The organism is Fervidobacterium changbaicum (assembly GCF_004117075.1).
Taxonomy (GTDB): Bacteria; Thermotogota; Thermotogae; order Thermotogales; family Fervidobacteriaceae; genus Fervidobacterium; species Fervidobacterium islandicum.
This window is the reverse complement of sequence record NZ_CP026721.1, coordinates 165,128-180,114: the sequence shown is the minus strand read 5'-3', so window position 1 is coordinate 180,114 and position 14,987 is coordinate 165,128. Positions and strand designations below refer to the sequence as shown.

Here is a 14,987-nt window from a genome sequence, read left to right as displayed (position 1 = left end):
CCCACGGAAGTGCAAAGGATATTCTCACCAGAAAGAAACGCTTATGACACGTATTCCCTGCGACCGAAGTTCTTGGCTGAGTACATAGGTCAGGATAATATTAAGCAGCGACTGGAGCTTGCTATATCTGCTTCAAAGATGCGTGGTGAACAGCTCGACCACATACTTCTGGCTGGTCCTCCAGGACTTGGTAAGACAACGTTAGCGGTTGTGATTGCGAATGAACTTAATGCAAATATACATATAACAAGCGGACCTATTCTTGAAAAGCAAGGTGATGTTGCTGCAATACTTACAAACCTGGAGCGAGGAGATGTTTTATTTATCGATGAGATCCACAGAATGAACCGAGCTGTTGAAGAGATACTGTATTCCGCTATGGAAGATTTCCAAATTGATATAATGATCGGTAAAGGGCCCGCTGCAAGATCAATAAGAGTGGATCTACAACCGTTTACACTCATCGGCGCGACAACACGAAGCGGATTATTAACTTCTCCTTTGAGAAACAGGTTTGGCATGATTTTTGAGATGAATTTCTACACAGAGGAAGAACTTAGCTTGATAATAACTCGAGCGGCGCAGGTAATGGATGTTTCAATAAAGCCTGAGGCCGCTTTGATGATAGCGCGACGTTCAAGAGGGACACCGCGAATCGCAATTAGACTTTTGAAACGTGTTCGGGATCTAAGCACTGTAAAGGGCTCAAAGTTGATAGATGTTGAAACTGTTGAGGAAGTTATGACCTTGCTTGGAATCGACGAGTATGGACTCGATGAGATGGATAGAAAACTTTTGAGAGTTATAATCGAAGTTTACAAAGGTGGACCTGTGGGTCTGAAGGCACTCGCCGCGTCATTAGGGGTTACCGAAGACACAATTGCAGAAGTGTACGAACCGTACCTTGTCCAAAGTGGATTCCTCGCAAGGACGGCTCGTGGAAGGGTGGCAACTGAGAAATCTTACAAATATTTCGGGATAAACACGTTGGGGGGACTTTTCAGTGATTACTGAAGAAGAACTGAGAAAGAACTACGAGGATGTTTTGAATAACATAAAAGCTCATGCACAAAAAGTTGGTCGTGATTACAGCGATATTAAACTCGTTGCCGTTACAAAGACTCATCCTATAGAATTATTGAATTTGGCAGTTAAGATTGGAATAAGAACGTTTGGCGAGAATTACGCACAGGAGCTAAGGGATAAGGCCAAAGCACTTGAAGGTGTCGATATTGAATGGCATTTTATTGGCAGAATCCAGACAAACAAAGTCAAATACATAGTTCCTGTTGCGAAAATGATTCACTCCGTATATAGATTTGAAGAATTGGAAGAGATAGATAAGGGTGCGAAGAAAGTTGGGAAGATACAAGATATTTTGCTTGAAGTGAACGTCTCTGGTGAGGAAACAAAGGCGGGATTGCAACCAGAACAAGTGAAAGATTTTCTCGTTAGTGCAACTAGATTCACAAACGTGAAGATCGTTGGATTAATGACAATGGCACCGTACGTTGAACCTGAAAATGCAAGACCATACTTTAGAAAGTTGAGAATTTTAAGAGATGAGCTGAAAGTTGATTTTCCAGATATTGTCGAGCTTTCAATGGGTATGACCAACGATTACACCGTTGCTGTTGAGGAAGGTAGTACAATAGTAAGGATCGGTACAGCTTTATTTGGTGAAAGAAAAAAGCTAAAATAGAAGGTTAAATACAGTAAAGGGGTGTGGACCATGTTCATACTTGGTAACTTTTTTTACGCAGTAGGAGTCGTTCTAAGGGTTGCTATCAATTTTGAGACAGCGGTTATAATCATTGCCGCGATACTCAGCTGGATACCTCAGGCTTATTCTTTCCGGGTTTATCACATATTACGTGACCTTGCAGATATTGTAGAGAGGCCGCTGAGAAGGGTAATCCCTACGATTGGTTATATTGATATAACCCCTCTTGTGGCAATTTTGGTTTTGATCTTCTTGGACAGATTTCTTGCTCAGTCATTGATTGATTTAGGGTGGAGATTAAGGTGAGAATTGGTGTTTTTTACCGAACAGACTATCTAAATTCAGCAAAGGAAGTGTACACAAAGCTAAAAGAACATTTCGATGTTTTGTTTTTCAAAGATTCATCAGAACAACTTTCCGAGGTTATAGGTGGTGAACTAGTAGAACCCAAAGTTGTAATCTCCGTTGGTGGTGATGGTACTGTTCTTCGCGTTTTGAAGAAGGTTAAGTGTCCAGTTATAGGGGTCAAAGCGGGAAGGCTGGGATTCTTTTCTGGTTACTTACTTACCGAATTGGATAAGCTCGTTGAAGATTTGAAATGTTGGAATTTCATCGAAGATAGAAGATGGATGTTGAGGGTAGAGATAGAGAATGGAACTTTTTTTGCCATAAACGATGCGGTGTTACAGAAGGATGTGGAGCAAAAAATCGTTGATTTTGCTGTTGAAATGACTGACGGAAGTTTCTTTTATCATGCCGACGGCCTGGTTGTAAGTACACCGACAGGTTCTTCAGCATACGCACTGGCACTCGGTGGACCCATAATTCTTCCAAACGTAGAAGCATTTGAGATCACCCCTATGGCTCCTCAGTTTTTGGCTACGCGTAGCTTAGTCATCCCCAGCACGGAAAAAATAAGGATTACGGTAAACGATACGGTGAATTTGGTTGTTGATGGTGACGTTGTAGGGAAAGTGAGAGAGATCCACGTAAGAAAATGTTCAAAAGTAATAACGTTGTTGCGACCGAAATCCTATGACTTTTCTACATCGATTAAGGAAAAGATCGGTTATGGCAAGATGGTTCTAAAGAACGGTTCTGAATAATCGATTAGATTATCAAGCACAAATAGAATGAAAGGTGATCTACGTGAAATGGATAATTAATGAAAAGCTTGAAGAATTAAAGAAATACGTTGTAAAAGAAGGTTGGTATGTAGAAGACATATTCCAGAGCTGTGCCGTAGCGTTCAGAGAAAGGAGCGAAACCTTAGCCAAGGAAGTCAACAAGAGTTATTGGGATGTGTATAACGAATATCTCATGATTCTCGATTTTTCTCAGCAACTTTTTGGGATGTTTACACCAGACAAGCGAGACTTACGTTTCATATCTGGCTCTGTGATTGTCGCGAAGGTCTTGCTTGATATAGCAGATAGATTAAGGGACATTGCTTCAGATATTATCAATTTGACAAAAGAGCCTGACATTAACCAGAGCATATCAATTCCCGATATGTTCAAGTTCTCTCAGCGGATGCTAAGAAAGTCGTTGCGTGTCTATGTTGATCAAAACCTTGAAGGTTCCGCAGCAATTTGTTCTCAAGATGCACAGATCGACGAGTCGCATGCGAAGTTTAAAGATGAGATAGTCAGATTGATTCAAGATAATCCGAGAGTCGTTAAGCGAGCGCTTATGCTAATGGATATTTCAAAGGGTCTGGAAGAGATATCTGACTACTCCGTTCAAATAATCGAAGTCACACATTTTATACTCACAGGAAAATACTACACATGCTACAAAGACCTGCTAAAAGAGTTTTCTTTAGAGATTTTCAAAGACTTTTCGGAGGAAGTGTGAAATTATAGAGCCATCCAAAATCTCGATTTAGTATAAAACCTTTAATTTCCGTTTTTCAGGAGGGGTGTACTCTGAAAACTCTTACAAAATACGTTCTCAAACAATCCCTTAAACCTTTTTTCATGGGTCTTGCTGGTTTCATAGTTTTCGTGAGCGTTGAATGGTTGTATCAGATTTCTGATTATATAATCAGAAACAGAGTCGGGTTTTCGAAACTCTTGTTATTTGTTGCGTACAATATACCCTACTTTACCGTACTTGGCATTCCAGTAGGTGTGCTTTTTGCGATCTTTTGGGTTATCAGCGAAATGTCAACAAATAGGGAAATTACAGCCATACTGGTGCACGGGATTTCGTCCAAACGGCTTGTGACTCCGTTTTTGATCTTAGCGCTGATCCTGGGATTTTTCGCATGGCTATTGAACGATTACGTTGTTCCAAACGCGAATTACAAGTCGTCCCAAGTACTCAATCAATATATTCTTCAATCTCCGGAAACGGTTATTAAGACTAATATGCTCGTAGAACTTGAGAAGGATGTCTATTTTTATGTAAAACAGTACGACAAGCAAAAAGGGGAATTGTACGATGTTGTTCTATTTAGAAACGAGGAAGGGAACGAACAGATCGTAACTTCAAAGAAAGTTATGAAAAGACAAGACGGCTGGTACCTACTCGATGGTAATATGTACGTTGTTGAACTGGAAACAGGATTTCTCAAACTGGATATGCAATTTAGAGAGATGAAATTAGATGTCGCTGGAGAAATCGAACAAATGCTCAGAGCCTATAAGACAACTCGCGATAAGACGTCAAAGGAACTTCGAGAACAGCTTGAAACGTACAAAAAGTTAGGCATAAACACTGCGTCGTTAACCGTGGAATTACATCAGCGTTATGCAAATGCACTTGGCTCTCTGGTTATAGTCCTTATTGGGCTTCCAATATCGTTGCTTTTTGGTTTAACAAGTAAATCTTGGGGTGTAATTTTGACATTCGTTCTTGTTGTGCTTTACCAAGGCTCTGGAGCTTGGCTTTCCGGTATGGGAAAGGAAGGTTTAATGGACCCGGTATTGGCAACTTGGTTACCAAACCTCGTATTTGCAGTAGTAGGTTTTCTTCTTTATCTGTTCATGGATACACCTGTAGCTTATAGGGCAAGGGAAGTGCTGAGTAGATTTTTCACTATGTTATTAGTAGTAATCTCACTTTCACTGATCTTCTCATCAGTAGGGTTCGCAGCAGACTTGAAAGTAAACGCTAACATCGCTGATTTTTCAGAAAATTTGGTGTCTTTGAAAAACGGCATTACAATGACGTGGGATAAGTACAAGCTCGAATGCGACGAAGCATCCGCTACTTTGGAGGATGGAAAAGTAAAAACAGTATATGCTGTAGGAAACGTGTCGTTTTACGACGGTGATAGGAAATACTTTGCAAAATCCTTAGTTTACTATTTTGAAACGAGCAGAGTTCTTGTGCTCAATGCGAAGACGGTTTATAACTACAACTACAAAGGTAAGAACGTACCTATATACGTTCACGGCTCGGAGATAGAGGTTGAAAACATCACAGACGAAGCAAAAATGCTTGTAGAGATACGCAATCCGGCTATAACCACCTGTAACTTTGAAGAACCCCACTATACCATTCAATCTGAAGAGGTCTATGTCTTAGAAAACAAGTACATCATAGCTACTAATTCATTCCTTGTAGTTCTTGGCGTTCCTGTTTTTCCTTACCCTGTATTTGTAACTGCACTCCAAGGTGAATCACCCTATTCTTTAACTTTTACCTTTGGCCAAACGCTTGGAGTCTCTCAAACTTTTGCTTTTACTCTCAACAATTGGAGTACTAAACTCACTTTGGGGACAGATAATGTAACTTTCCAAGCAAACGATAGTGTAAATAAGCAGCAAAGAGTCTCATTTGACATGAAAAGTAACAAATTTGAATTTACTATCTTCCCACTTACGTACAGATATGTGAATAATGCGGTCTACTATAAGTACGATGGCGTACTTTATTTTGAAGGTAATTACTTGGCCGATAGTAACTACTATCAAAAAGTTGGGTTGACATATCAGGACCCAAAATCTCCGTTCTACTTCAAGCCTTATATAATGTACGACGGGCGACTGACTGACACCATTGTCTATCTCAATGGTGGATTTAGGAATCTCTCTTTTGTTTTGCTCAACTCCAATAACCTTACACTCAATTTGGATGATACGGTGCAATTAAGAACGGATGGATATTTGACATCTTTGGAAAGAGACTGGACGTCAACATACCGAACAACGTACACTTTGGCTCTTTCTAACAACAATACAAGGTACAACTTCAGTCTAACGGGGAATTTAAGCGAAAGCGCTCAGAATAGAACTTTTACATACACTTACCAGTTCCCGTGGACTTTTAAGTGGGACGCGTTTACGTTGAATTTCAATTATACGTTTAACATAAAAGGTGTGTCAAACATTGCTGCAACAAAAACAGAATCTGTCGGAATGTCTGATAGGTATATTTCTGATCTGAGTTACATTCTTGGCCCTTTTAGGTTGACAGGTGGCTGGGAGCAATTTTACGGATTCTTGGATGAACCAGCGGCGAACAATAAAAATGTTCTCAGATTTACCTTCAGTTTAAGCTCGGATAAGATAACTGCATCAGTGAGCAGGGGCGTCGACATCTCAAATAACAAACAGCTTCCAGACAGTTATAGTATCAGGTACTCTGAGCAATTTGGCCCTGTAGGAGTAAGCAATTCAATTTCCGGAACTTACGATAACGATAAAGCGAAACTTGGTGTTCAGAACTTCAACTTAGGGTTAAACTTCCAAGACATCGGAACAAGTTATTCACTCCAGTTCTCAACAATTCCGGGTAATCAAATCTCAACGTACATTCACACGTTAAAATACGCGAATCTCAGTGCAACGATTTATCAAAAACCAGACTACATAGAGAGGGCAACTGTATCAGGTTCTTTCAGTTTGTTCGATTACCTTGCTAAACTCAGTGGAACGTACTATGTGAGATCTGCAAACGCAGAACCAACCTGGAGTCTGTCGTACAGCATGGAGAAAAAAGATGAAAAATACGTTGTCTCTTATAACACTGACAATACAAGAAAGTATCTTGTTGAAATCAGCAACAAAACGATTGATCCAAACGTTTATGTAAAACTAAAATACGATCCATCGAGAAACCTTCTTGAAAGTGTTAACCTAACGTTCGACAAATCGTTGCATTGTTGGAGACTTCTAATTGGCGCAGATTTATCGTACAAAGCAACAGGCAACTGGTTGGATTACTTGGATAAGCTTACTTTTAAATTCTACTTAACGGATATATCAGATATCTTCTTCTTGCTTGATCCGAAAGCAGGGCAATTCCAGTTCAGTGGGATGTGATCACGTCTTTATGAAAACTCATATGGATTTTTATTCCGGTGGATTTGAGTCGTCTGATCTATACGAGAGATTCAAAAAAATTGTAGACGAGTACGCTCCAAAAGTAACTTCGTTCCTCCTTGCCGTTTCGGGTGGTATTGATTCAATAACTATGCTTGATTTATTTTCAAGGTTAAGGAAAGAAAGACCGAATTTGCGAATCGGCGTTGCAACGTTCAATCATAAACTTCGACCGCAGGCCGATGAGGAGGTAGAATTCGTAAAGACTCTATCGGAAAGTATGAACTTTCCGTTTTACACGGACTCAGCAGATGTTAAGAGCTATTCTAACCTTAATAAGCTCTCCATAGAAGAAGCAGCCAGGACACTGAGGTACAGCTTTCTTGAAAGAACAATGAGGCACTATGGCTATGAATTAACGGTAACGGCGCATAATACCAACGACTTGCTTGAAACGATTCTAATGCGGTTGGTAAAAGGTACTGGTCCGTTCGGCCTTGTAGGTCTGCGAGTGCTCTCCGATAAGTATTTCAGGCCGTTGCTATTTTTCTCAAGGCAAGAAGTAGAACTTTACGCAAAAAGCAGAAAACTGTCTTATGTGGTTGACATGTCAAACTTTGACGAACACTACGAGAGAAACTATATAAGACACAGTGTGGTACCACTTTTAAAAAAGATCAACCCAAAACTGGAAAAAGCAGCGCTGTCTTTAGCACTCAGTACCTGGGAGATGGACGAGTATGTTGAACGAGTAGTACAAGGCACGCAAAGATATGTATTGGGTGATAGGTTGATATTTAAACTCCTTCCTGATCCTTTCATTCAAACCGAACAGCTGCGCAGATTTTCGCTCCAGTTCTTTGGTAGACCCCTGGATCGAGAGAAAATTGAACGCTTTTCGAAAACCTTAAGAAGTGCTAAATCCTTCAAAGTTTCATTTTGGAACGAACTTGGGGCGGAAGTTTCACACGGGTGGGTTATGCTTGGAAACATTAGAAACTACGAGCCTTTTACATTTTTTATTGAAGTGTCGAGACACGGCGAGAGTTTTTCGATACAACCCACAGATAGTTTCGAGATTAATGGATACTTTATTAATTTCTCACTTCGTGGTATAATTAAGTCTGAAACTCCAGTGATTCGTTTTGTAGTTAGAAATTGGAACGAAGGTGATAGAACGTATGAAGGAAAAAAGTTGAAAGAGTTATTCAACGAAAAGAAAGTTCCAACTTTTGCAAGGAGGTTGATTCCGTTAGTGTTTTTAAATGAAAAGGTTGTTTACGTACCAAAGTACTACAAATCAAAGCTTCTCGATGAAATCGGGTTGGAAGTTGTTTCGAAAGGAGGTATAAATTTTGAATCGTAACTTGGGCTCGATAATATTCTTCATACTCACAGCACTTTTTCTTTTTTGGATCTACCAAGGACTTGTAAGTTCGAAGAGCGCCGTAGAAGTAAACATGAGTTATAGCGACTTCATTAATCGTTTGGATGATGGTGAAACAGATATAGCCAAAGTTATCATCAAAGACGATGGTAATCTTTCGGTGGAAACGAAGAGCGGTAAGTTGTACTCAGTTTACGCTCCGTGGTTTAGGTACGATGTTGAAAAGATTAATAAACTTGTCGAATATGGAATCATAGTCGAAGGAGAAAAAAGCGTTGATAGCTCGTTTTGGATAAATGTTATAGGAAACATAGCGATGTTCATAATTACTCTGCTGCTTTTTGCCTTCATTATCCGCGGTCTTGGAAGAGGTAACAACCAGGCGTTTAACTTTACGAAGAGCAGAGCAGAGAAGGTTGGACCAAACAAAATAAAGGTGACGTTTAAAGATGTCGCAGGTGTCGATGAAGCCGTTGAAGAATTAAAAGAGACCGTTGATTTTCTAAAAAATCCAGGAAAATACGCGAAGATTGGTGCCCGTATGCCGAAGGGTATATTGCTCGTAGGGCCTCCGGGTACCGGAAAAACATTGTTAGCCCGCGCAGTTGCTGGAGAAGCCAATGTTCCGTTCTTCCATATAAGCGGTTCCGATTTTGTTGAACTTTTTGTCGGTGTCGGTGCTGCAAGAGTTAGAGACCTCTTTGAACAGGCTAAAGCAAGCGCCCCGTGTATAGTATTTATAGACGAAATCGATGCGGTTGGCAGACACAGGGGAGCAGGTCTCGGTGGTGGACACGATGAAAGGGAGCAGACTTTAAACCAGTTGCTCGTTGAAATGGATGGGTTTGATATTAATCAAGGTATAGTTGTTATGGCTGCTACAAACAGGCCGGACATACTTGATCCCGCACTTTTGAGGCCAGGTAGGTTTGACAAAAAGATCGTTGTGGATCCACCAGATGTGAAAGGTCGAGAGGCAATATTAAGGGTTCACCTAAGAAATAAACCAATAGACAAAGATGTTGACGTTGCTGTTTTGGCCAAAAGAACTACGGGTTTTGTTGGGGCGGACCTCGAGAATTTGGTCAATGAAGCTGCACTTCTGGCTGCGAGAGCAGGTAGAAATGTCATAAGAATGGAAGATTTCGAAGAAGCTATCGACAGGGTTATCGCTGGTCCAGCTAGGAAATCCCGAATGATTTCGGAAAAGCAAAAAAGGATAGTTGCATACCACGAAGTAGGTCATGCGATTATAAGTTCTTCTTTACCAAACGCTGACCCAGTGCACAGAATTTCTATAATTCCGCGTGGTTACGCGGCATTGGGATACACTTTGCACCTTCCAGCTGAAGACAAGTACCTTATCAGCAAAAGCGAGCTTCTTGATCATATAACAACTTTACTTGGTGGAAGGGCAGCAGAAGAAATCGTGTTCGGTGACTTTACAAGTGGTGCTGCTAACGATATAGAACGGGCAACTGAAATTGCAAGGAAGATGGTCTGCGAGTACGGAATGAGCGACAGCTTTGGGCCACTCGCCTGGGGAAAGACAGAACAGGAAGTGTTCCTTGGTAAAGAACTCACGAGGATTCGGAATTACAGTGAAGATGTTGCAAAGCTAATTGACCACGAAATCCAAAAAATCGTTATGAATTGTTATGAAAGAGCAAAACAGATTCTTGAGAAAAACCGCTCTAAGATGGACCAAATAGTGGCCGTGTTGCTTGAAAGAGAAATCATGAGTGGTGAAGAACTGAGGGCGATGCTAAATGGTAACGAAGATAGCGAGAATGACAGAGATGAAGTAGCAGCTAACTAGAAACGTTTTGGAAAGGAAACGACAAGGGGGAATAGAAATGGAGCGTTTTGAAAACCTTTTGGGACTGAACAAGTCATTTGAAATACCAACTGATGAATCGATGATATGGGACGAAGACGACGAACTTTCTTACTTGCATTTGGTGTCCACTTCTTCTCTGTTCAGGGAAATAAGTGCTGTTTCTTTTGATTTCTTAAGAAACTATCTTAATGAAGATGAAACCTCGGTTGTTACAAAAATTGAGATTGAACATGTGGCACCTGTTGTTGTCGGCGAACGTCTCGTAGCTGGTTTACGAATAGTAGACGTCCACGAGAACCACATAACATTTAAGGCACTTGTTTTAAGAGAGTCGCAAAAGGTTGCAGAGATTACCATTACACGTGTAGTAGTCTCGAAGAGTTATCTAAGGAGGAAGGCGCTTGAACATATCTAATCTTTACATGAGAAAGGTGATTGATTTAGAAAATGAGGCGACCACGGAGTTCTGAGGCCTTTAAAGAGTACAGTTATGTTTTGAATTTCAAAAATTCGGAAAAGATCATCAGAAAATTGGAGGGCAACCTTGGTAGGGTTGCCCTCATTTTCCCCAATTCCTATTCGATTGCAAGTGGCTCTTTGGCTTGGAGCTGGATACAGACTTTATTGATGCAGAGAGGTTTGCACGTTCAGAGGTTCTTTTACGAGCGATGGTTTGAGAAATTTTATTCAATGGAAGATCAAGTTCCTTTAGATGAGTTCCCGATATGGCTATTTACATTCCAATTTGAAAACGATTTGCTGAATATAGCGGAGATGCTTTTAAAAAAAGGTATACCATTGTCGATTTATGAAAGAAAACCGTACCATCCGATAGTTATAATCGGCGGCCCTGTGACGTTCTTTAATAATGAATTGATTGATGAAATCGCAGACTTTGTCTTCATTGGAGATTTAGAATGCAACGCTGACGAGTTTGCAAAAGCCTTGGGTCACGATGATAAAGATGAGATTGTCAAGCATTTACTGGACATCAAACAAATCTATTCGAAAAGATATGGAAAATTGGTCTTCTCCAACTGTATAGGTACATTAAGCCCCGTTCCTGTTGCTCATTTTATAACTCCTTACTCACCTTATAAGAATAAGTTGCTTGTCGAATTAGGACGCGGATGCATACGTAGGTGTGCATTTTGTGTTACGGGCTATACAAAAAAGCCTGTCAAGTTCGCAAGTCTTGATGAAGTTATTGAAGTCTTCGAGCGATACCAAGATTTCGAATTTGGCTTAATAAGTGCCACGATAACGGACTACCCGTATCTTGAAAGACTACTTGAATACCTCGAACGGAAGAACGTCAGGTTTTCTGTCTCATCGATGCGAGCAGATAAAATTAACGAAAAACTGCTGAGACTGTTGAAAACAACCGAGCACCACTCCTTCACAATAGCTCCAGAGGGCATATCTCAAAAGCTCCGGGATGTTATGCTCAAAGATCTAACAACTGAAGAACTTATCACGGCACTTGAGCTGGGAAGAAAAGTCGGGTTTAAACAGGTAAAGTTTTACTACATCATCGGTCTTGAAGAAGAGGACGGAAAAGATTATGCAGAGTTTTTCGAATTTCTCAAAACAGTTGTAAATATGCGCTATCAAGAAATCAGCATCAGTATAAATCCCCTCGTTCCGAAACCTTTCACGCCTTTTGAATCTAGGAAGATGATAGATAAGAAGTCATACGAAGAAAGGGTTGCATTTATAAGAAAAAATATCCCAAAGAAAGTCAAAGCTGATTTTGAAAGCTACAAACTAAGCAAGATGCAGTACGAAATCTCACACCTAAAAGGGACCCAGACAATAGAATATCTCCGAGAAGTTTTCAAAAACAAGAAGTAAGAAAAAACGCGGAACCGAAGTTCCGCGTTGTTATTCTACTGTGATTTTTCATTTTTCTTATCTTCCGTTAATTCATTTTCCAGTTCTTTCTTCCTTTTTTCTTTAATTATGACAAAAATCAGAACAACGGCTGTAAATATCGTCAATACAAGATCAAGGTAGAATTCAAAAGGTTTCGTTTCTTTAGGTAAATAGTATATTAGCACGAAAAGCTCGAGCACAAAGGCCCATGTAAAAATGCTCAATACAGTGCGTGTGAACATACATCACAGTCCTTCCAGCTTTCTGTAAAGTTTCGGTACACTTTCCACGAGCAGTTTCGTATACTCATGAGATGGTTGTAAAACAACCCTGTCGGGATGTCCACTTTCAACTACTTCTCCATCTTTCATGACAAGTACGTTATCGGATACATAGTATGCGAGTCCAAGGTCGTGAGTTATGAAGATGATCGAAGTGCCTTGTTCTTCCCTCAATTCTTCGAGCAACTTAATTATACCTCCTCGACTCGATGCGTCAATCATCGAGGTTGGTTCGTCCGCAACTATAAGTAGTGGTCTTAATATCCAGCACCTTGCAATCATTATTCGTTGCTTCTGACCACCGGAGATCTGGTGCGGGTATTTTCCGAGAACATCCTTTGGATCTATACCAACCTTGAAGAGCGATTCCTTTATTATCTCCAATCCTTCCTTCTTACTTGCAGGTTTCTTTTCCAGAAGATTCACTGCTTGCCAGAGTGTCCTCTCAACAGGGTAAAAAGGATTGTAACTTGCGAATGGGTCCTGAAAGACCGCATGAACTTTTCTTCTGAACCATCTTAACTCTTCCTGCTTTTTTATATCCTTCCATATGTCCTTTCCTTCAAAAACAATCCTCCCGCTTGTTGGTGGAAAAAGTCTGAGGATCATCTTCGCGGTAGTTGTCTTACCGGAACCGCTTTCTCCAACCAGCGATACGATTTCTCTCTCCTTTACTTCAAAAGAGACGTTATTTACTGCGTGGATGTATCTTTTTGAAAAAAAGCCTACTGCAAACGTCTTTGTTAGATTCTCTACTAAAAGTCTGCTCATACTCTATTCGCCTCCTGGTGGAGAAAACATGCGACTTTTCTACCTGGTTCAACCTCGACAAGCTTTGGTTCTTTCTCCTTACATATATCCATTGCATATGGACATCTTGGATGAAATCTGCAACCAGATGGTGGATTTATAAGGTTTGCAGGCGCACCAGGGATCATGCTGATGCCTCTTGTTCTTATCTCTGGTTCAGGTGTCAAAACGGAATTCAAGAGTCCCGTTGTGTACGGATGGAGAGGTTTTTCCAATATTTTCTCCATTTCAGAAAACTCTACGATCTTTCCTGCATACATAACGATCATTCTGTCAGCTATCTGCCTGATGGTTGCAATATCGTGTGTGATGAAGACTATGCTCTTAACGATTTCTGCCCTTTTCAGTTGCATCAGAACTTGAAGTAAGACTTTTTGATTGACGACATCAAGTGCAGATGTCGGTTCATCGGCAACAAGCAACTTCGGATTTAGTAGCGTTGCTAAAGCGATAACTGCCCTTTGCCTCATGCCGCCGCTCAATTCGAATGGATATCTGTTCAGCCACAAAGGATTGAGTCCAACTTCTTTGAATCGTTCCTCCGCTTTTTTTACTAGGTCATTTGGTTCAATGTTGTGTGACTGTGCCAAATGTTCAACGTATTTCGACATTTTAATTGTGGGCATCAACGCGTTCATAGCACTTTGTGGGATGATAGTTATATCTTTACCCCAGAACTTGCGTTTTACCTCTTCTCTTGACATTGAAGAAATTTCCTCGAATTTCCCATTCACCTTTAGAAACACTTTTCCATCAACCAACGTCAGTGGTTTTAGCATGTTCATGAAAATAAGGTTTGAGAGTGTTGTCTTTCCGGATCCTGATTCCCCCACTATACCGATAACTTCACCTTCGTGTATTTCAAAAGACACATCGTCAACCGCTCTTACCGTGGCCTTTTCCAATTTATAATAAGCTTTTGCATTTTCAACCTTTAATAGCACTTCTTTCACGCTTATTCCTCCCTCAAACGTGGATTGAAAACTTCATCCATCGTGGTACTTATGACCATCAAAGAAGCTGTTACCGCAACAATTGCTATTCCGGGTGGGACGAACCACCACCAAAGGCCTCTTCTTATACCATCCATTAACACCGACCACTGAAGCATCAGACCTAACGATATGCCTTGTGTAGGTCCAAGACCTATCAAGCTCAAACCGGCTTCGCCCATTATTCCACCGTTGATGAACAACACAAAAGACATGAAGGCATAAGTTGCTATCGTTGGGAGCAGGTCTTCGATAACCAGCCTCAGATCTGAATATCCAGCCATTCTCGAAAGGTAGACATACTCGCGAGACATTACACTCATCAACTGAGCTCTTATTGCTCTTGCGTACCATGGCCATTGGAAAAGTCCAAGGATAACCGCTACAACTTCCAGACTTCTAAAACGAAGGTAGCTGGCAATTAATATGGCGACCAGTATAGATGGTGTTGTTAGAACGATGTTGGTTATTGCCATCAAAACGTCGTCAATGATTCCTCTCTTAACAGCAGCCAAGCTTCCTATTATTGAGCCTATCACCAATGAGATTAGAGCTGCAAAGAAACCGATGTACAATGAAGCACGAATGCCGTAGAGAAGTTGAGCCAAGATATCTCTACCATAGGTGTCTGTTCCCAAAGGGTGCTTAGCAGACGGTGCCTGCTCGTAATCCCATGACATCTCAGTGGGATCAACTTTGTAGAAATACGGACCTAAAAGTCCTGTTAAAAGAAAGAGTAAAAAGATAATCATTCCAATAATAAACTTTTTATTCTTAAAAAGTGGTCTTATCATTGTCAACAGCAT

The 14,987-nt window shown here is 40.7% G+C and carries 14 protein-coding genes; 10 read left to right on the top strand and 4 right to left on the bottom strand.

What is annotated here, in order from left to right; translation table 11 throughout:
• The first annotated feature begins 9 nt into the window (after positions 1-9).
• The 10 genes from ruvB to CBS1_RS00740 are packed head-to-tail and all read left to right on the top strand — an operon-like array spanning position 10 to position 12,077.
• The gene (gene ruvB / locus CBS1_RS00785; protein ID WP_090222306.1) at positions 10-1,014 is read left to right on the top strand and encodes a Holliday junction branch migration DNA helicase RuvB; all 1,005 of its coding nucleotides are present in this window, start codon (positions 10-12) and stop codon (positions 1,012-1,014) included.
• Complete coding sequence (locus CBS1_RS00780; protein WP_084384018.1) at positions 1,004-1,702, top strand: YggS family pyridoxal phosphate-dependent enzyme; 699 nt, start codon at positions 1,004-1,006, stop codon at positions 1,700-1,702. Before ruvB ends, CBS1_RS00780 begins: the two co-directional genes overlap by 11 nt.
• Positions 1,703-1,732: 30 nt before the next feature.
• Positions 1,733-2,029: a YggT family protein gene (locus CBS1_RS00775; RefSeq protein ID WP_033191264.1), complete on the top strand. Its 297-nt coding sequence runs from the start codon at positions 1,733-1,735 to the stop codon at positions 2,027-2,029.
• Positions 2,026-2,829 (top strand): NAD(+) kinase, encoded by an 804-nt coding sequence (locus CBS1_RS00770; protein ID WP_033191263.1) that lies wholly within the window; start codon positions 2,026-2,028, stop codon positions 2,827-2,829. The genes CBS1_RS00775 and CBS1_RS00770 overlap by 4 nt, the downstream gene beginning before the upstream one ends.
• 43 nt (positions 2,830-2,872) lie before the next feature.
• The gene (locus CBS1_RS00765) at positions 2,873-3,580 is read left to right on the top strand and encodes a phosphate signaling complex PhoU family protein (RefSeq protein ID WP_033191262.1); all 708 of its coding nucleotides are present in this window, start codon (positions 2,873-2,875) and stop codon (positions 3,578-3,580) included.
• Positions 3,581-3,612: 32 nt separating this feature from the next.
• On the top strand, positions 3,613-6,996 hold the full coding sequence (locus CBS1_RS00760) for an LptF/LptG family permease (RefSeq protein ID WP_338323363.1): 3,384 nt from the start codon (positions 3,613-3,615) through the stop codon (positions 6,994-6,996).
• A 10-nt stretch (positions 6,997-7,006) separates the two neighbouring features.
• Positions 7,007-8,362: a tRNA lysidine(34) synthetase TilS gene (gene tilS, locus CBS1_RS00755; protein WP_090222276.1), complete on the top strand. Its 1,356-nt coding sequence runs from the start codon at positions 7,007-7,009 to the stop codon at positions 8,360-8,362.
• Positions 8,352-10,202, top strand: coding sequence for an ATP-dependent zinc metalloprotease FtsH (gene ftsH / locus CBS1_RS00750; protein ID WP_033191260.1), 1,851 nt, complete (start codon positions 8,352-8,354; stop codon positions 10,200-10,202). Before tilS ends, ftsH begins: the two co-directional genes overlap by 11 nt.
• A 37-nt stretch (positions 10,203-10,239) precedes the next feature.
• Positions 10,240-10,638 (top strand): thioesterase family protein, encoded by a 399-nt coding sequence (locus CBS1_RS00745; protein WP_033191259.1) that lies wholly within the window; start codon positions 10,240-10,242, stop codon positions 10,636-10,638.
• 32 nt (positions 10,639-10,670) lie between these two features.
• Positions 10,671-12,077: a B12-binding domain-containing radical SAM protein gene (locus CBS1_RS00740; RefSeq protein WP_090222274.1), complete on the top strand. Its 1,407-nt coding sequence runs from the start codon at positions 10,671-10,673 to the stop codon at positions 12,075-12,077.
• Positions 12,078-12,112: 35 nt separating this feature from the next.
• On the opposite strand, the gene CBS1_RS00735 is transcribed toward CBS1_RS00740, so the two are convergent.
• The 4 genes from CBS1_RS00735 to CBS1_RS00720 are packed head-to-tail and all read right to left on the bottom strand — an operon-like array spanning position 12,113 to position 14,987.
• Positions 12,113-12,340 carry a TM0026 family membrane protein gene (locus CBS1_RS00735; RefSeq protein ID WP_090222272.1) on the bottom strand — a complete coding sequence of 76 codons (228 nt, stop codon included), beginning with the start codon at positions 12,338-12,340 and terminating at the stop codon, positions 12,113-12,115.
• Positions 12,341-12,343: 3 nt separating this feature from the next.
• Positions 12,344-13,150 carry an ABC transporter ATP-binding protein gene (locus tag CBS1_RS00730; protein ID WP_033191256.1) on the bottom strand — a complete coding sequence of 269 codons (807 nt, stop codon included), beginning with the start codon at positions 13,148-13,150 and terminating at the stop codon, positions 12,344-12,346.
• A complete protein-coding gene (locus tag CBS1_RS00725; RefSeq protein ID WP_033191255.1) occupies positions 13,147-14,142 on the bottom strand; it encodes an ABC transporter ATP-binding protein in 996 nt (331 codons plus the stop codon). The genes CBS1_RS00730 and CBS1_RS00725 overlap by 4 nt, the downstream gene beginning before the upstream one ends.
• A 2-nt stretch (positions 14,143-14,144) precedes the next feature.
• Positions 14,145-14,987, bottom strand: a complete 843-nt coding sequence (locus CBS1_RS00720; protein WP_033191254.1) for an ABC transporter permease — start codon at positions 14,985-14,987, stop codon at positions 14,145-14,147.

Bases quoted from the DNA above. Each gene is read 5' to 3' on its own strand.
- CBS1_RS00775 (WP_033191264.1), top strand. From the start codon at position 1,733: ATGTTCATACTTGGTAACTTTTTTTACGCAGTAGGAGTCGTTCTAAGG.
- tilS (WP_090222276.1), top strand. From the start codon at position 7,007: ATGAAAACTCATATGGATTTTTATTCCGGTGGATTTGAGTCGTCTGAT.
- CBS1_RS00745 (WP_033191259.1), top strand. From the start codon at position 10,240: ATGGAGCGTTTTGAAAACCTTTTGGGACTGAACAAGTCATTTGAAATA.
- CBS1_RS00740 (WP_090222274.1), top strand. From the start codon at position 10,671: ATGAGGCGACCACGGAGTTCTGAGGCCTTTAAAGAGTACAGTTATGTT.
- CBS1_RS00735 (WP_090222272.1), bottom strand. From the start codon at position 12,340: ATGTTCACACGCACTGTATTGAGCATTTTTACATGGGCCTTTGTGCTC.
- CBS1_RS00730 (WP_033191256.1), bottom strand. From the start codon at position 13,150: ATGAGCAGACTTTTAGTAGAGAATCTAACAAAGACGTTTGCAGTAGGC.
- CBS1_RS00720 (WP_033191254.1), bottom strand. From the start codon at position 14,987: ATGCTGTTGACAATGATAAGACCACTTTTTAAGAATAAAAAGTTTATT.